The organism is Amycolatopsis sp. NPDC114504, from assembly GCF_055633595.1.
Genome location: NZ_JBVKDU010000005.1, coordinates 573,725 through 590,100 on the forward strand (window position 1 = coordinate 573,725; position 16,376 = coordinate 590,100).

At 73.3% G+C, this 16,376-nt stretch carries 17 protein-coding genes; 9 read left to right on the forward strand and 8 right to left on the reverse strand.

All coding sequences use genetic code 11. The annotated features are described in order from the left end of the window. The first annotated feature begins 30 nt into the window (after nucleotides 1–30). Together ACZ7PG_RS38690 and ACZ7PG_RS38695 are read left to right on the forward strand one after the other, a co-directional pair. On the forward strand, nucleotides 31–852 hold the full coding sequence (locus tag ACZ7PG_RS38690; protein ID WP_470244154.1) for an NAD(P)H-binding protein: 822 nt from the start codon (nucleotides 31–33) through the stop codon (nucleotides 850–852). Between the two features lie 17 nt (nucleotides 853–869). Beyond that, nucleotides 870–1,319: an anthrone oxygenase family protein gene (locus tag ACZ7PG_RS38695; RefSeq protein WP_470244155.1), complete on the forward strand. Its 450-nt coding sequence runs from the start codon at nucleotides 870–872 to the stop codon at nucleotides 1,317–1,319. A 1-nt stretch (nucleotide 1,320) separates the two neighbouring features. Here the strand turns inward: ACZ7PG_RS38695 and ACZ7PG_RS38700 are convergent, their stop codons facing one another. From ACZ7PG_RS38700 to ACZ7PG_RS38720, 5 genes are read right to left on the reverse strand one after another with little or no spacing between them, the layout of a single operon-like run. Beyond that, entirely contained in the window at nucleotides 1,321–1,806 is a 486-nt protein-coding gene (locus ACZ7PG_RS38700) for a GyrI-like domain-containing protein (protein ID WP_470244156.1), read from the reverse strand. Further along, on the reverse strand, nucleotides 1,806–2,138 hold the full coding sequence (locus tag ACZ7PG_RS38705; protein WP_470244157.1) for a YciI family protein: 333 nt from the start codon (nucleotides 2,136–2,138) through the stop codon (nucleotides 1,806–1,808). Before ACZ7PG_RS38705 ends, ACZ7PG_RS38700 begins: the two co-directional genes overlap by 1 nt. Next, nucleotides 2,139–2,903, reverse strand: a complete 765-nt coding sequence (locus tag ACZ7PG_RS38710; RefSeq protein ID WP_470244158.1) for an alpha/beta fold hydrolase — start codon at nucleotides 2,901–2,903, stop codon at nucleotides 2,139–2,141. Further along, nucleotides 2,900–4,174 (reverse strand): RNA polymerase sigma factor, encoded by a 1,275-nt coding sequence (locus ACZ7PG_RS38715; protein WP_470244159.1) that lies wholly within the window; start codon nucleotides 4,172–4,174, stop codon nucleotides 2,900–2,902. Before ACZ7PG_RS38715 ends, ACZ7PG_RS38710 begins: the two co-directional genes overlap by 4 nt. Before the next feature lie 19 nt (nucleotides 4,175–4,193). After that, a complete protein-coding gene (locus ACZ7PG_RS38720; protein ID WP_470244160.1) occupies nucleotides 4,194–5,264 on the reverse strand; it encodes a TetR/AcrR family transcriptional regulator in 1,071 nt (356 codons plus the stop codon). An 86-nt stretch (nucleotides 5,265–5,350) separates the two neighbouring features. Here ACZ7PG_RS38720 and ACZ7PG_RS38725 point away from each other — a divergent pair, with 86 nt between their 5' ends. Beyond that, nucleotides 5,351–6,520 (forward strand): cytochrome P450 family protein, encoded by a 1,170-nt coding sequence (locus tag ACZ7PG_RS38725; RefSeq protein WP_470244161.1) that lies wholly within the window; start codon nucleotides 5,351–5,353, stop codon nucleotides 6,518–6,520. Here ACZ7PG_RS38725 and ACZ7PG_RS38730 read toward each other — a convergent pair. Next, nucleotides 6,503–7,279, reverse strand: coding sequence for a TetR/AcrR family transcriptional regulator (locus tag ACZ7PG_RS38730; RefSeq protein ID WP_470244162.1), 777 nt, complete (start codon nucleotides 7,277–7,279; stop codon nucleotides 6,503–6,505). The two genes, ACZ7PG_RS38725 and ACZ7PG_RS38730, sit on opposite strands and share 18 nt — an antisense overlap. A 79-nt stretch (nucleotides 7,280–7,358) precedes the next feature. Here ACZ7PG_RS38730 and ACZ7PG_RS38735 point away from each other — a divergent pair, with 79 nt between their 5' ends. From ACZ7PG_RS38735 to ACZ7PG_RS38750, 4 genes are all read left to right on the forward strand, one after another. Then, nucleotides 7,359–8,285 carry an ATP-binding cassette domain-containing protein gene (locus ACZ7PG_RS38735; RefSeq protein WP_470244163.1) on the forward strand — a complete coding sequence of 309 codons (927 nt, stop codon included), beginning with the start codon at nucleotides 7,359–7,361 and terminating at the stop codon, nucleotides 8,283–8,285. Further along, a complete protein-coding gene (locus ACZ7PG_RS38740; RefSeq protein WP_470244164.1) occupies nucleotides 8,282–9,064 on the forward strand; it encodes an ABC transporter permease in 783 nt (260 codons plus the stop codon). Before ACZ7PG_RS38735 ends, ACZ7PG_RS38740 begins: the two co-directional genes overlap by 4 nt. Nucleotides 9,065–9,135: 71 nt before the next feature. After that, nucleotides 9,136–11,601, forward strand: a complete 2,466-nt coding sequence (locus ACZ7PG_RS38745; protein WP_470244165.1) for a DEAD/DEAH box helicase — start codon at nucleotides 9,136–9,138, stop codon at nucleotides 11,599–11,601. Continuing rightward, on the forward strand, nucleotides 11,598–12,704 hold the full coding sequence (locus ACZ7PG_RS38750) for an SWIM zinc finger family protein (RefSeq protein WP_470244166.1): 1,107 nt from the start codon (nucleotides 11,598–11,600) through the stop codon (nucleotides 12,702–12,704). The genes ACZ7PG_RS38745 and ACZ7PG_RS38750 overlap by 4 nt, the downstream gene beginning before the upstream one ends. A 209-nt stretch (nucleotides 12,705–12,913) precedes the next feature. Here the strand turns inward: ACZ7PG_RS38750 and ACZ7PG_RS38755 are convergent, their stop codons facing one another. Then, nucleotides 12,914–13,924, reverse strand: a complete 1,011-nt coding sequence (locus ACZ7PG_RS38755) for an aldo/keto reductase (RefSeq protein WP_470244167.1) — start codon at nucleotides 13,922–13,924, stop codon at nucleotides 12,914–12,916. A gap of 84 nt (nucleotides 13,925–14,008) precedes the next feature. Between ACZ7PG_RS38755 and ACZ7PG_RS38760 the strand changes: the two genes are divergently transcribed. Further along, nucleotides 14,009–14,569 (forward strand): TetR/AcrR family transcriptional regulator, encoded by a 561-nt coding sequence (locus tag ACZ7PG_RS38760; RefSeq protein ID WP_470244168.1) that lies wholly within the window; start codon nucleotides 14,009–14,011, stop codon nucleotides 14,567–14,569. On the opposite strand, the gene ACZ7PG_RS38765 is transcribed toward ACZ7PG_RS38760, so the two are convergent. Further along, entirely contained in the window at nucleotides 14,553–15,767 is a 1,215-nt protein-coding gene (locus ACZ7PG_RS38765) for an FAD-dependent monooxygenase (RefSeq protein ID WP_470244169.1), read from the reverse strand. The two genes, ACZ7PG_RS38760 and ACZ7PG_RS38765, sit on opposite strands and share 17 nt — an antisense overlap. A 77-nt stretch (nucleotides 15,768–15,844) precedes the next feature. Here ACZ7PG_RS38765 and ACZ7PG_RS38770 point away from each other — a divergent pair, with 77 nt between their 5' ends. After that, complete coding sequence (locus tag ACZ7PG_RS38770; RefSeq protein WP_470244170.1) at nucleotides 15,845–16,375, forward strand: TetR/AcrR family transcriptional regulator; 531 nt, start codon at nucleotides 15,845–15,847, stop codon at nucleotides 16,373–16,375. Nucleotide 16,376: the final 1 nt, after the last annotated feature.

Below are 16,376 nucleotides of genomic sequence, written 5' to 3' on the forward strand. Positions count from 1 at the left end.
GTCTTAATCGCGGGCGGTTGACTCACTGCCATGACAACGAACTTCCTGGTGGTGGGCGGCACCGGCAAGACCGGGCGCCGCGTGGCGGATCGGCTGCGGGAGCGCGGTCTGCCGGTGCGGATCACGTCGCGGCGCGGGGCGCCGCCGTTCGACTGGAGCGACCGCGAGACCTGGGCGCCGGTGCTGAAAGGCGTCGACGCCGTGTACCTGACCTACTACCCCGACCTGGTGGTGCCCGAGGCGGCCGCCGACATCCACGCGTTCGCCGAACTGGCCGTGACACAAGGGGTCCGGCACCTGGTGCTGCTCTCCGGCCGCGGCGAGGAGGAAGCCGAAGCGTGCGAACGGATCGTGGCCGAAGCCGGGACCGGCTGGACGGTCCTGCGGTGCAGCTGGTTCGCGCAGAACTTCAGCGAGCACTTCCTCCTCGACGCCGTGCGCGGCGGCGAGATCGCGCTGCCGGCGGGCACGGTCACCGAGCCGTTCGTCGACGTCCGCGACATCGCCGACGTCGCGGTGAAGGTGCTGACCGAACCCGGCCACACGGGCCGGCTGTACGAGCTGACCGGACCGCGGCTGCTCGGCTTCGCCGACGCCGCCGCGGAAATTTCGGCCGCGTCGGGGCGGGATGTCCGCTATGTTCCGGTTTCCGCCGAGGAGTACGCCGCCGCGGCGGTCGAGTACGGCGTGCCGGAAGAAGAAGTCGGGGCGTTGACGGAGCTGTTCGCGCGGGTGCTCGACGGCCGCAACGAGTCGGTGACCCACGACGTCGAACGGGTGCTGGGCCGGCCGGCGACGGACTTCGCCGCCTTCGCGCGGGACGCGGCGGCGACCGGAATCTGGTCGCGGTGAAGGGGAAGGAGAGACCGATGTCCACTGTGGTACTAGTGGCCGCGCTGGTCGCGGCCGGGCTGATCGCCGGGTTGTTCTACGCCTACGCGTGCTCGGTGATGCCGGGGCTCGCGCGCGGCGACGACAAGACGTTCGTGGAGGGCATGCGCGGGATCAACGTCGCGATCGTCAACCCGGTCTTCATGCTGACGTTCCTGGGCGCGCCGGTGCTGGCGGGCGTCGCGATCTTCCTCAACCCCGGGCCGCGGCCGTGGGTGATCGCGGGGTTCGGGTTCCTGCTGGCGATGATCGTGATCACCGCGGTGGTGAACATCCCGCTGAACAACGCGCTGGACAGCGGCGGCGACGACTACGCGGCGGTGCGGGCGGCGTTCGAGTCGGTCTGGGTGCGCTGGAACGTGCTGCGGGCCGTGGTGAGCACGGCCGGGTTCGGCTGCCTGGTGGCGGCCGTGCTCACCGGCCGCTGAGTCAGTCCGCGAGGCGGAAGAGCAGGTCGGTGACCCACTGGTTCGGGTCCGGCACCTCCAGGGGGTTGGTGCGCAGCACTTCCAGGCGGCCGCCCCACTCCTCGCCGTCGGGGCCTTCCGTGACGTCCCACATGACACCCTCGGCGGCGCCCCAGGCCAGGACCTCCGCGGTCGCGGTAGCCAGGCCGTCCGGGGCGCCGACGTAGGTTTCGAGGACGTACTTCCCCGCCGGGAGGTCGCCGAGGAACGCCGGTGCGGCCGGGGTGAAGTCGCCCTCGATCGGGACGCCCGCTTCGACGGTGAACCGCATCCCGGGGTGCAGGACGCGGTAGCGGAAGAACGGCGCCCCGGCCGGCACGATCCCGTGGCCGGCGAGCGTGCCGATGAGCGGCGGCAGCCGGTCGGCGATGCGCGGGAACTCCTCGATCCCGACGGTGGCGCGCTCGGCGACGTACCGCTGGGCCGGTCGGTCCACAATGGACGGCATCAGAGTTCCTCCGGGACGAAGATCGGACGGACCTCGATACTGCCGTACGTCGCGGCCGGGTGCCGGGACGCGATCTCGAGGGCTTCGTCGAGGTCGTCGCACTCGAGGACGACGTAGCCGCCGATCTGTTCCTTGGCCTCGGTGAACGGGCCGTCGGTGAGCAGGACCTCGCCGTCGCGGACGCGGATCGTCGTGGCTTCCGACGGCGGGCGCAGGCCGCCTCCGCCGTGGATCTTGCCGCGGCGGGCCAGGTCCTCGCCCCAGCCGTCGCAGCCGTCGTACTGGTGTTCCTCGGCGGTATCGTCGCCGGCGATCATCAGCAGGTACCGCATTCAGCGTCCTTCCAGTACTTCGCGCAGGCGCGCGGCGAAGGCTTCCGGTTCGGTGGCGAACCCGCCGTGGTCGCCCGGGAACTCCACGGCGGTCAGGCCGAGGGCGGTGGCGAGCCCGAGGCCGGTCTCGTGGGCCGTCGACCCGGCGGACTTCTCGCCGACTCCGACGACCAGCCGCGCGGACGTCGCCCGGAGCGCGCCGAGGTCGGGTTCGTAGGCACCGGTGGCGGCCATCAGGTGGGCGAAGAAGTAGGTGAAGTTGCCTTCGCCGCGCGGGTCGAGCGGGGGTGCGGGGTCGACGCCCACGAGCGCCATGAAGGCGGGGAAGGCCGCGTCGAGGCCGTGGTCGCGGAACAGCGCGGGGATGTCGGGCCCGTCGAGGGCGTCGGCGGGCAGGTAACGGGTGACCGGCGGCTCGTGCAGCACGACCGTGCGGACGTCCCCGGGGTGGCGCACGACGTGGTCGAGCAGCGTGATGGCACCTCCGCTGCTGGCGAAGACGTCCGCGGGGCCGACTTCGGCGAGCAGGCGGTGCACGTCGTCGGCGTGCTCGCGGATGATGTCGTCGCCCGGCTCGCCGTCGAGGGGGCTGCGGCCGAGGCCGCGCGGGTCGTAGGTGACGACGGTGCGGGTTTCGGCCAGCAGCGGCCGGATGTGGGTGAACACGGCGGCGTCGGCCGGCCCGCCGGGGACCAGCAGCAGCACCGGGCCGCTTCCGGTGACGTCGTAGGTGATCGTGGCGCCGGGGACGGCGAGGGTGGTCATGGGCTCTCCTGAGGTGGCCGGGATTCACCCGACCGACGAACAGGACCGCCCGGGACCGACACCGCTTCGGAGATTCTTCGCGCGAGGTACGCGCGTTCGGCCTCGGTGGGCGCGAGGTCGCGGGCTTTGGCGTACCACTCGGCGGCTTCGGCGTGGCGGCCGAGGCGGCGGAGGAAGTCGGCGCGGGTGGCCGGCAGCAGGTGGTAGCCGTCCATGGTCAGCTCGTCGAGCAGCGCGAGTCCGGCGAGCGGGCCGTCGGCCATGCCGACCGCGACGGCCCGGTTGAGCTCGACGACCGCGCTGGGGACGTGCTTGCGCAGCTCGCCGTAGAGGCCGGCGATCTGGGCCCAGTCGGTGTCGGCGGGCCGGGCGGCGGTGGCGTGGCAGGCCGCGATGGCCGCCTGGATCTGGTACGGCCCGGGCCGCCGCCGGCGCAACGCCGTCTCCAGCACCTGGGTGCCTTCGACGATGCCGGCCGCGTCCCAGCGGGTGCGGTCCTGTTCCTCGAGCGGGACGAGCTCGCCGTCGGAACCGGCGCGGGTGGCGCGGCGGGCGTGCTGCAGCAGCATCAGCGCGAGCAGGCCGAGGACCTCGGGTTCGTCCGGCATCAGGTGGGCCAGGACGCGGGCCAGCCGGACGGCTTCGGCGGCGAGGTCGGGACGCAGCAGATCCGGCCCGGCGCTGGCGGAGTAGCCCTCGTTGAACGTCAGGTACAGCACGCCGAGGACGGCGGCGGTGCGTTCGGGCAGCAGGTGCGCGGGCGGGACGCGGTAGGGGATGCCGGCGTGGCGGATCTTGCGCTTCACCCGCACGAGTCGTTGCGACATGGTCGCTTCGGGGACGAGGAAGGCGCGGGCGATCTCGGCGGTGGACAACCCGGCCAGGGTGCGCAGCGCGAGCGCGACCTGGGCTTCGGTGGCCAGTGCCGGGTGGCAGCAGGTGAAGATGAGGCGCAGCCGGTCGTCGGTCACGCCGCTGTCGTCGGTTTCGGGCTCGTCCGGCACGTGGGTCAAGGCGGCCTCCCGCAGCTTGGCGGCGCCGGCGGTCTCGCGGCGGAGCCGGTCGGTGGCGCGGTTGCGGGCGGCGGTGGTCAGCCAGGCGCCGGGCCGCTTCGGGACGCCGTCGCGGGGCCAGGTGCGCAGGGCGAGGGCGAAGGCCTCCTGGGCGCACTCTTCGGCGAGGTCCCAGTCGCCGGTGATCCGGATGAGCGTGGCCACGACCTGGCCCCACTCCTCGCGGAACGCCTCCGCGACCGCGGTCTCGACGTCCACCGCTGCTCCTTCCGCCGGGTCACCCACCCGACGAACGGCCGGGCCCGGGACCGACAGCCGCCGCGTGACAGGCGCCGAATCCCTCGGCGCGCGCGACGATCCGGCCGGCTTCGACGCGGACGGCCGCCTCGGTGGCGTCGCTGACCGCGGTGACACCGGCGGCCGCGGCGAGCTCGCCGGCCGCGTCGCAGACGAGCCGAAGACGGGGCCGGGCCGGGGGCGCGATGGCCTGGTCGAGGCAGCCGCGCAAGTCGGCGACGGCGAGCCGGGCCAGCGGGGCGAGTTCGGCGGGGTCGCTGGTGACGAGCACGGCGGTGACGTCGGCGCCGGTGCGCACGGCCTCTTCGAAGGCGGCGGCGCGGTGCAGGCCGAGGATCGTGACGACGCCGTCCCCGGGCCGGAACTCCTCGCCGGTCAGCAGGTCGGTCGCCGCCGGCGGGGTCCACGCCTCGTCGGCGGGCCGGGCCTGGCTCGTGATCGGCGGGACGGCCGGCCAGTCGTCGCCGAGGTCCAGGTCGAGCAGCGCGGTGCAGGCGGTGACGATGTGGAACGGCTCGCCGAAGCCGGGCGCGGCGGCGGCGAGCTGGCTCGCGCCGTGCAACGTCGTGAGGGCGGCTTCGGCGACGCGGACCAGGCGCCGTCCCGGGCGCACCCGTTCCAGGGCGAGCCCCAGCAGGATCGCGTCGACGCGCATGAGCTGCGCGAACGGCCGGCGGGTGTGCTCGTCGGCGAGGATCTCGGGCAGCAGGTCGCGGCCGAGCCGGGCGTCGCCGCTGTCGGTGTCGGTGGCCAGGGGGAGGCGCGCGACCCAGGCGCGGGCGAAGGCGGCCAGGACGTCGGCCGCGCCGGCGTCCGGCGGTGGGGTGGCGAACCGGGGCGCGCGTTCGGCGAGGTCGGCCAGTACCGCGAAGTACAGGGCCCGTTTGCCCGGGAAGTTGGAGTAGACCGCGCCGCGGGTGAGCTCGGCGCGTTCGGCGATGACGTCGATCTTCGCGTCGCGGAAGCCACGTCCGGCGAACTCGTCGCGGGCGGCGGAGAGGACCTTCGCGCGGTTGCGTTCCTGGGTCTCGGTCCTGCTGAGCCTGACCATCGTCCTCCTTGCCGTGGCGTCGCGAGCCAAGATACCGTGACCACTGAGATGATTAGAACATCTGATGTGAACATTTGGAGTGGTGGATGACCCCCGAGATCGACCTGACCGACTTCAAGGTCCTGACTGACCCGTTCACCGCCTACGACCAGGCCCGGGAGATGAGTGCGGTGGCCAAGCTCGTCATCCCCGGCTTCGGCCCGTTCTGGGCGCTGACCCGCTACACCCAGGCGCGCGCGATGCTGGCCGACCCGCGGTTCGAGGTCCGGGCGGAGAGCTTCATGCGCCCGCCGGGCATCCCCGAGCACTGCCTGGAGTACATGCGGACGATGGCCGAGCAGGACGGACCGGAACACCTGCGGCTGCGCCGGCTCGTGGCACCGGCGTTCACGCCGAAGCGCGCCGCGCAGCTACGCCCACGACTGGCCGCGCTCACCGAACGGCTGCTCGACGAGCTGCCCGCCCACGCCGAAGACGGCGTCGTCGACCTGATCCCGCACTTCGCGCGGCCGCTGCCGATGGACGTCATCTGCGAGATGGCCGGCATTCCCGGCGCCGACCGGCCGCGCTGGCGGGAGTACGGCGCCGCGGTCGCCAGTGGCATGGGCCCGGACTTCGCCGCCGCGATCCCGGAGATCATCGCGGGCGCGCAGGACGCGGTGGCGCGCAGCCGGGCCGAACCGGGCGACGACCTCATCGGCGACCTCGTGCGCGCCGAGGACGCCGACCGGCTCACCGACACCGAGCTGGTCACCCTGGTCTGGCACCTCGTGCTGGCCGGCCAGACGCCGGTGAACCTGATCGCCAACGCCGTCGAAGCCCTGCTGCGCCACCCGGACCAGCTCGCGGCCCTGCGCGCGGACCCGGGACTGTGGCCGGGCGCGGTCGAGGAGCTGATGCGCTTCTGCAGCCCGCAGCTGCTGACCACGCCGCGGTTCGCGCGCGAGGACGTCGAGATCGACGGGCAGCTGATCCGCGAAGGCGAGCGCGTGACGGCCGCGATGGTGGCCGCCGACCGCGACCCGCGTGCGTTCCCCGACGCGGACCGCCTCGACGTCACCCGCGAAGGGCCGGCGCAGCTGGGGTTCTCGCACGGCCCGCACTTCTGCCTGGGCGCGTCGATCGCCCGCGTCGAGACGGAGGTGGCGCTGTCGACGCTGTTCGCCCGGTTCCCGGACCTGGCGCTGGCCGGTGACGTGCCGCGCGCGCCCGACGGCGGGACCTGGCGGCCGGCGGAACTACGGCTGACGCTCTGAGATCAGGGTTTCGATGCCGTCCAGGACGCGGGCGAGGCCGAAGCGGAAGGTGTAGGCCGGGTCTTCCGCGGCGTTGTGGGCCTCGCCGGCGGCCTGGCCGACCCGCGAGGCCAGGGGGTAGTGCGCCGCGTCGGCGGCCGGGATGCCGGCCAGCACCGGCGCGGCGCGCTCCCACCATTGGGCGTCGGTCAGGCCGCTGGTGCGCACCAGGCGGGCGGCGTCGAGCGAGCTGCGCGCGGTCGTCCGGACCAGGCCGGTGACGAGGGTGACGGCGGCGTCCATCTCGACGTCGTCGAGCCCGATGCCTTCGACCGCACGCAGTTCGTGCTCGAACTTGGCGAAGCTGTGCGGTCCCAGCGCCGAGCGGCTGGTGGTGACCTGCAGCAGCCAGGGGTGGCGGTGGAAGAGCGCCCACTGGTCGTCGGCGATCGCCGTGAGCGCCTCGCGCCAGCCGAGACCGGGGTCGGGGACCGGCAGCTCGCCGTGGGCGTGGTCGATCATCAGGTCGAGCAGCTCGGCCCGGCCCGGCACGTAGGTGTAGAGCGACATGGGGGAGACGCCGAGCTGCTCGGCGACGCGGCGGATGGTGACGGCGTCGATCGTGTCGGCGTCGGCCAGCGCGATCGCCGTGCGGACGACGTCGGCCGTGGTCAGCTTCGGTTTCGGGCCGCGTCGCGGAGGTGCCGAGACGCCCCAGAGCAGCTCGATCGCCCGTCGCGGGTCGCCGTCGTCGTTCTCCTCCGTGCTCACGCCGCTCATTCTGCCCACCTTAATTACGTACGACGTACAGAGTTGTGTTACGCTCTACTTCGTACACAGTACAGAGTTAAGGGGGAGGATGACTCCGCAGATCCACGCCGAGGGACTTCGCAAGCGCTACGGCGACGCGTACGCCCTCGATGGCTTCACTCTCTCGGTCCCCGCCGGGTCCCTGCACGGCCTGCTCGGACCCAACGGCGCGGGCAAGACCACGGCCGTCCGCGTCCTGTCCACGCTGCTGCGCCACGACGGCGGCACCGCCCGGATCGCCGGCTTCGACGTCGCCACCGAATCGGCGAAAGTGCGCTCGGCGATCGGGCTGGTCGGCCAGCAGGCCGCGGTCGACGAACTGCTGTCCGGACGGCAGAACCTGGTGCTCTTCGGCCGGCTGCACCACCTGGGCCGGCGCGAAGCCACCCGCCGCGCCGACGACCTCCTGGAGCGGTTCGGGCTCGCCGGCACCGGGAGCAAGCCGGTCTCGGCGTACTCCGGCGGCATGCGGCGACGGCTGGACCTGGCCGCGTCGCTGCTGGCGGCTCCGCGGGTGCTGTTCCTCGACGAGCCGACGACCGGGCTGGACCCGCGCAGCCGCGTCGAGGTCTGGCGGGCGGTGCGGTCCCTGGTCGCCGACGGCACGACCGTGCTGCTCACGACGCAGTACCTGGAGGAGGCCGACCGGCTCGCCGACCGGATCTCCCTGGTGGAACACGGACGCGTGATCGCCGAAGGCACGCCGGCCGAGCTGAAGGGCTCGCTGGGGGCGACCCGGATCGAGCTGGTGCTGACCGACCCGGACGTCGTCGCCGCGGCGACGGCGCTGCTGGCCCGGGTCACCGGCGCCGAGCCGGTCGCCGAGGAGCTGAAGGTGAGCGTGCCGGCCGAGCCGTCGATGCTGACCGACGTCGTGCGCGAGCTGGCGGCGACCGAGCTGTCGTTCGCCGACGTGGCGCTGCGGCAGCCGACGCTCGACGAGGTGTTCCTGGAGCTGACGGGGGTGGCGCGATGAGATGGGCGCTCGAAGACGGCTGGACGCTGGCCCAGCGGTACCTCGCCCACCTGGCGCGGCGGCCGGCCCGGCTGGCCACCGTGGTGGCGTTCCCGATCTTGATGGTGCTGATCTTCGCGTACCTGCTCGGCGGCGGGATGACCGTGCCCGGCGGCGGCTCCTACCGCGAGTTCCTGATGCCGGGGATGTTCGCGATGACCATGGCGTTCGGGCTGTCGGGGACGATGATCGCGGTGCTGGACGACGCCACCAAGGGCGTCACCGACCGGTTCCGGTCCCTGCCGATGGCGCCGTCGGCGGTGCTGACCGGCCGGGTGGCCGCGGACCTGGCGAACGCGGTCCTCGCGCTGGCCGTGCTGCTGGGGTGCGGGTTCGCCGTCGGCTGGCAGCCCCACGGCAGCCCGGCCGAGACCGTCGCCGCGTTCGGGCTGCTGCTCCTGCTGCGCACGGCGCTGGTGTGGGCCGGGATCTACCTGGGCCTGCTGACGACCGACCCGTCGATGGTGACGCTCGCGCAGACGCTGGAGTTCCCGTTCGGGTTCCTCTCCAGCGCGTTCGTGGCGACCGCGACGATGCCGGCGTGGCTGGGAACCGTGGCGGAGTGGAACCCGTTGTCCTCCACGGTGACGGCGGCGCGGGTGCTGTTCGGCAACCCGGGCGCGGCCGGGACGTCCTGGGTGAGCACGCATTCGGTGCTGATGGCGGTGGTGTGGCCGCTGGTGCTGCTCGCGGTCTTCGTGCCGTTGTCCGTGCGCCGATACGGGAGGCTGGGGAACTGAACATCGAATTCCGACCGGGTGAACCCCCACGGGCGGGACGCCTGGTCGTCGACGGCCGCGATCTGTCCGTTGTGGACGGCCTCCCGGAGCTGCTGAACGGTACCGACGCGTTCTGGGCGACGGCGGCGAAGGCCGCGCTGCTGCTGGTCGCGGCGGGCCGGTTGCTGCCGGGCGTCACCGAGGCCGGCCACGACGCCTGGCGCGTCGGACCACTGGAACCGGCGGAAGCCGCGTGGCTGCGGGACTTGGCGGCCGCGATGCCGGCGGAGGAACGCGCGCCGGGGCTACTGCTGCGGGCGTTCCTCGACGCTGTCGCCGACACGCTGCCCCGCACGCCCGCCGCGGTGAAGGCGGCCGGGTCTCGGTTGTTCGCCGCCGTCGCGCCGCAACGCGCGGAGTCCGTGCGGGACTGGGCCGACGAACTGGCCGCCGGGCTCGACTCGGGCATCCGCGTGTCCTTGCGCGTCGAGGCGCCGGACGGCTTCGACACCGGCCGCTTCCACGCCATCGTCCAAGTGCACAGCGACGCCGAGATCGCCGACGCGGCCGAGCTGTGGGAGACGGGCCGGTTCGGGCCACGCGCGCGCATCGACGTCGTGCTGGCGCTGCGGCGCGGCGCGCAGGTCTGGCCGGCATTGAGCCCGCTGCTCACCTCGGCCGTCCCCGACGAACTGGCTCTGGGCGAAGACGACGTGACCGAACTGGTCGCGGCCGCGGCACCACGCCTGGCGGCGGTGGGCATCGACGTGCACTGGCCGGCCGAGCTGGCGGGGTCGCTGACCGCGCGGGCCGTGGTGACCGCCGGCGACGCGCCGGGTGACCTGCCGTCGTTCTTCGGCGGCGGGCGGGCGCTGGAGTTCGACTGGCAGCTCGCCCTGGGCGGCGAGGTGCTGACGGAGGCGGAGCTGGATGCACTGGCCGAGGCCCGCCGTCCGGTGGTGCGGCTGCGCGACCGCTGGGTGCTGGTCGATCCGGCGCTGGCGGCGAAGGCGCGCGAGCGGACGCTGAAGCCGCTCACCCCGGTCGACGCGCTGGGCGCGGTGCTGACCGGGACCACTGAGGTCGACGGCGAGCCGGTCGAGGTCGTCACCGAAGGCTGGCTCGCGCGGCTGAAGGAACGGCTGTCCGCACCGCCGGAACCCCAGTCGCCGCCGGCCGGGCTGGCCGCGACGCTGCGGGACTACCAGCTGCGCGGGCTGCAGTGGCTGGCCACGGTGACCGGCCTCGGCCTCGGCGGCTGTCTCGCCGACGACATGGGCCTCGGCAAGACGGTCACACTGATCGCGCTGCACCTGCACCGCGCGTCCGGGCCGACGCTGGTGGTCTGCCCGGCGTCGTTGCTGGGCAACTGGGAGCGCGAGATCCGCCGGTTCGCCCCGGGCGTGCCGGTGCGGCGCTTCCACGGCGGCGCGCGCTCGCTCGAGGAGCTCGACGGGTTCGTGCTGACCACCTACGGCACGCTGCGCGCCGATCCGGCACCGCTGGCCCAAGTGCAATGGGGGCTGCTGGTCGCCGACGAGGCCCAGCACGTCAAGAACCACCGGTCGGGCACCGCCAAGGCGCTGCGGCTGGTGCCCGCGGCCGCGCGGGTGGCGCTGACCGGCACGCCGGTGGAGAACACGCTCTCGGAGCTGTGGGCGATCCTCGACTGGTCGGCGCCGGGCCTGCTGGGTTCGCTGAGCGAGTTCCGGACGCGGTGGGCGAAACCGATCGAGGCCGGGGACCCCGCCGCGGCCGAGCGACTGTCGCGGTTGCTGCGGCCGTTCCTGTTGCGACGCCGCAAGTCCGACCCGGGGATCGCGCCGGAGCTGCCGGCGAAGACCGAGACCGACCGGCCGGTGGCGCTGAGCCCGGAGCAGGCGGCGCTGTACGAGGCGGTCGTGCGGGAGATGATGGCCGACATCGCCGCGAGCGACGGGATCGCGCGCCGCGGCCGGATCGTGAAGCTGCTGACCGCGCTCAAGCAGATCTGCAACCACCCGGCGCAGTACCTCAAGGAGCCCGGCGGCCGTTCGGGGAAGCTGGAGTTGCTCGACGAGCTGCTGGACACGATCCTCGCCGAGGGTGGCGCGGTGCTGGTGTTCACCCAGTACGTCGCCATGGCCCGGCTGCTGGAGCAGCACCTGGCCGCGCGGGGCGTCGGCACGCTGCTGCTGCACGGCGGCACCCCGGTCGCGCGTCGCGAGGAGCTCGTCGAGCGGTTCCAGGCCGGTGAGGTGCCGGTGTTTCTGTTGTCGCTCAAGGCGGCCGGTACCGGGTTGAACCTGACGCGCGCCGACCACGTCGTGCACTTCGACCGCTGGTGGAACCCGGCGGTGGAGGACCAGGCGACCGACCGGGCGTACCGGATCGGGCAGACCCGGCCGGTGCAGGTGCACCGGCTCGTCGCCGAAGGCACCGTCGAGGACCGGATCGCGGCGATGCTGCGGGAGAAGCGGGCATTGGCCGACGCGGTGCTGGCCGGTGGCGAGGCTGCGTTGACCGAACTGACCGACACCGAGCTCGCGGAGCTCGTCGAGCTGAGGAGCCGCGGATGAGCGACGAAGCGGTGCGCGGTTTCCCCGCGTTCGGAGCCGCCGGGGCGCGGGGACGCTTCGCGAAGTCGTGGTGGGGCCGGGCGTGGCTGAGCGCGATGGAGGACACCGCGCTCGATCTGCGGCAGCTCAAGGCCGGCCGCCGGTACGCCGCGGCCGGGCTGGTCGGGCCGATCACGGTGAGCCCGGGCCGGATCGCGGCGGCGGTGGACGACGTCGACGGCGGCCCGTTCCACACGGAGCTGCGACTGGCGGAACTGTCCGAAGTGGACTGGACGCGCTTCCTCGACCGCGTCGCCTCACGCGCGGGGCACCTGGCGGCGCTGCTGGACCGGGACATGCCGCCGGACCTGGTGGCGGCGGCCGACGACGCCGGCGTCCACCTGCTGCCGGGGATCGGCGACCTGGATCCGGAGTGCGACTGCGCGGGCTGGGAGCTGCCGTGCCGGCACGCGGCGGCGTTGTCGTTCCAGGCGTCGTGGCTGCTGGACGCGGACCCGTTCGTGCTGTTGCTGATGCGCGGCAAGGGCGAACGGGAGATCCGGGCGGAGCTGGAGAGCCGCACGGCGCCGCGGGAGGACCTCCTCGTCGAGGACCGGACGCCGGGTGAGCTGCCGGATCCGGCGGAGTTCCGGCCGTCGGGGGCGCCGTCGATCCCGGCCGCGCCCGGGGTGCCCGCGGCGGCTTTCGCCCTGCTGGCGGCGAACGCGTCGGCGCAGGCGCGGGCGCTGCTGGCGGGCGAGCCGTGGCCGGGACGGCGGCCCGACACGGTCCGGCTGGCCGCGGAGTTCCCCGCGACGGCGTCGCGGCTGGGCGAAGGGGCGGAGTTCGACCGGGCGGTGGCGGCGTGGACGCACGGCGGGCGCGCGGGCCTGGAGGTGCTCGACTCGCCGTGGACACCGCCGAAGGCGGCGCTGGCGGCCGCGCGGGCCGCGCTCGCCGACGTCACCGACGAGGCGCCGGTGTTCGACCGCAACCGGTGCACGGCCGGGGAGGTGCAGGTGCGGCTGGACCGCCGGGGCCGGTGGCACCCGTACCGGCGCGAGGGCGGCGAGTGGTGGCCCGCGGGCCCGCCGGAGTCCGATCCGGGCCTGCTGCTCGGCTGAGGGTTCTTCACGCGGAGAACCCGCGCCTGGCCAGGGATTTTCATGGGGACCGTGCGGTATCCAGCGCGCTCCCCGGTGTCTCCTGTCCGCGACGGCGGGGTTTCCCCGCCGGGACCCACTGGGGGTGCGGGCGCGCGGTGCCGATTCACCCGCGCGCCCGCCCGGTTTCTTCCGGCGCCGGTTTCTGTCCGTGCCCCGGTCCGCCTGGCTCAGGCCGCGGCGCGGTCGGCGAGCGGGCGGCGGCGCAGCTCCGCCTGCGTCAGCGCCGGCGTCTGGTACGTCTGGTCGAGGGTGCCGACGTCCGTGCCCGGCGGGACGATCTCGTCGATGCGGTCGAGGAGGTCGTCGGAGAGGGTGACGTCCAGGCCGGCGAGCAGGTCGTCGAGGTGGGCCATCGTGCGGGCCCCCAGCAGCGCGCTCGTCACGTCGGGGTGGGCGATCGTGAACGCCATCGCGAGGTGGGTCATGGGCAGGCCCGCTTCCGCGGCGAGGGCGGTGAACTTCGCGACGACGTCGAGCCGGGTTTCGTCGTTGAGGTGGCGGACCAGGGCGGCGCGGCGCAGTTCGTCGTGCGGGCGGCCGGTGAGCAGTCCCTGGCCGAGCGGTCCCCAGACCAGCGTGCCCATGCCGAAGCGGCGGCTGACGGGCAGGACCTCGCGTTCGATGCCGCGGTTGAGCAGGGAGTAGACCGGCTGTTCGGTGTGGAACCCGGTGAGCCCGCGGCGTTCGGCGATCCAGTGGGCTTCGACGATGCCGGACGCGGGGGTGCCGGACGCGCCGATCGCGCGGACCTTGCCGCTGCGCAGGAGATCGGTGAGCGCGGCGAGGGTTTCCTCGAGGTCGGTGCCGGGGTCGGGGCGGTGCAGCTGGTAGAGGTCGATGTGGTCGGTCCGCAGGCGCCGCAGCGAGTTCTCGACGGCGGTGACGATCCAGCGCCGTGACGCGCCCTGGTGGTTGGGGTCCTGGCCGGTCGGGCGGCCGAACTTGGTGGCGAGCACGACGTCGTCGCGGCGGCCTTCCAGTGCCTTGCCGACGATCTCCTCGGAGTCGCCGTAGGCGTCGGCGGTGTCGACGAAGTTGATGCCGGCGTCGAGGGCCTTGTGGAGGACGCGGGCCGAGTCGGCGGGGTCGGCGTTGCCGAGCGACGTCGCGAACATCAGCGTGCCCAGTGCGTAGGGGCTGACCTTGATGCCGGTCCGGCCCAGGGTGCGGTACTGCATGGGGACTCCTCGGGTAGCCTTAACCGGAAAGCTTTTCCACAACTATACGGAAAGGCTTTCCGCTTAGCTACCCGGAGGAGCGCCATGCCCGAAGAGCCGCGACGCCGGCGCGCCGACGCGCAACGCAACGTCGACGCCTTGCTGGAGGCGGCGAAGAGCGTCTTCGCGACCTCGGGGGTGGACGCGCCGGCCAAGGAGATCACCGACCTCGCCGGGGTCGGCGTCGGCACGCTCTACCGGCACTTCCCGCAGCGCGCGGACCTGGTCGCGGCAGTGCTGCAGCGCGAGATCGACGTCGTGGCGCAGGCCGGACCGGCGCTCAGCGCGGGCCACGAGCCGGCCGAGGCACTGCACAGGTGGCTGCGCCGCTACACGGAGTTCGTCGGCACGAAACGGGGGTTCGCCGCGGCCCTGCACTCGGGCGACCCGGCGTTCGACGCCTTGCCCGGCTACTTCATGCAGCGGATGGAACCGGTACTGGCGGCCCTGCTGGAAGCGGCGGCGGGAGAGGTCCGCGCCGACGTCAGCGCGAAAGACCTCCTGCACGCCGTGGCCCTGCTCTGCCAGCCCGTGCGCGGCGAGGACCTGGAGTACAACCAGCGGATGGTCGCGGTCCTCGTCGACGGGCTCAGGCCACGGGCGTGACGGCGTAGTCCTTGACCCGCATCGAGTCGTGCATCCGCACGCCGCCGGTGTTGAGCTTCGCCAGCGCCGTCGTGACGCGGGCGGGCAGGGCGGAGACCAGCTGGCCGCCGCGGGCCAGTGCCCACACCCCGGCGCGCGAGCCGGGGATCAGGCTCCGGGCGGCGCCGACGGCGAACGCGCGGCTCTTGCGCACCAGCTCGCCCATTTCGCTTTCGTAGGCGGCGAAAGCGCGTTCATGGTCGCCGCCGGCCGCGGCCAGTTCGCCGGCGAGGACGTACGCGCCGAGCACCGCGAGGCTGGTGCTGCCGCCGACGGCCGGGCCGGGGCAGTAGCCGGCGTCGCCGACGAGCGTGACGCGCCCGCGTGACCACGTCTCGAGGCCGAGCTGGGTGATCGAGTCGAAGTAGAACGGACCGGGGCCGGCGAGTTCGGCGAGCCAGCCGTCGACCTGCGGGTGCATCCCGGCGTAGGCCTCGCGCAGCAGCTCCTGCTGCCGCGCGACGTCGCGGTGGTGGTAGTCGAGCTGCTCGTCGCGGCGGAACAGGAACACCGCGCGGGCTTCGTCGAGGTGCCGGGCGCTGTAGACGCCGGCGGTGCGGCCGGGGCCGAGGTGCAGGACGGTCTCGCCGTCGCCGAGGCCGGAGGTGTCCGGCATGGAGAGCACGGCCAGGTAGGCGCCGATGAACTTCGTCAGGCCGGCTTCCTCACCGAAGACCAGGCGCCGGACGTTCGAGTGCAGCCCGTCGGCGCCGACGACGACGTCGAACTTCCGGGGTGCGGCGTGTTCGAAGGTGACGTCGCCGTCGGGGGAGAGGGCGGTGATCGAGTCGCCGAAGAGGTACTCGGCGTCGTCGCGGCCGGCGTCGTAGTAGATCTCGCTGAGGTCGTCGCGCATGATCTCGGCGTGCCGGTCGGAGGTGGCGCGGTAGATCTTCGACAGGTCCACCCGCGACGGGCGGCGGACGCCTTCCCGGTACAGCGTCATCCGGGTGGTACCGGTCTTGAGGGCTTCGACCCGGGGCAGGACGCCCATCTTCTCGGTGATCTCCATGGCGGGCCGGAACAGGTCGACGGCGTGCCCGCCGGTCTTGCGCAGCGCCGGGGCGCGTTCGACGACGGTGACGTCGAAGCCGTGACGGGTGAGCCAATAGGCGAGCACCGGCCCCGCGATGCTGGCGCCCGAGACGAGAATCCGCATGAGTACCTCCCTGACTTAACGGTAGGTAAGTTGTACCACAGCTCCTTACCTATCGTTAAGTCAGTTATGCTGGGTCCGTGCCGAAACCCTCCGACACCAAGCAGCGCATCCTCGACGCCGCGCGCGACCTCTTCACGACCCAAGGGGTGCAGCGCACCAGCCTCCAGGACATCGCCGACCGGCTGGGCATCACCAAGCCCGCGCTCTACTACCACTTCCCGTCGCGCGACGACCTCGTCCGCAGCATCGTCCAGCCCATGCTCGACGACGGCGAGAAGTTCCTCCTCGACCAGGAGGCCCGCGGCGACGCGCCGGTCCGGGAGCTGATCGAAGGGTTCTTCGACTTCAACTACCGCCACCGCGCGGACGTGGTCATGCTGCTGGCCGAGATGCCGACGCTGGCCGACCTCGGGCTCATCGACAAGGTGCTGGCCTGGCGCACCCGGCTCACCGGGCTGATGTGCGGACCTTCCCCGACCCTCGAACAGCAGGCGCGCGCGATCCTGGCACTGGGCGGCCTGCAGGACGTCTGCATGCAGTTCCCCGACGCCCCGGTCGCGGAGCTCAAGGCCGCCGCGGTCGCCGGGGCGCTGGACGCGCTGGGCTGAC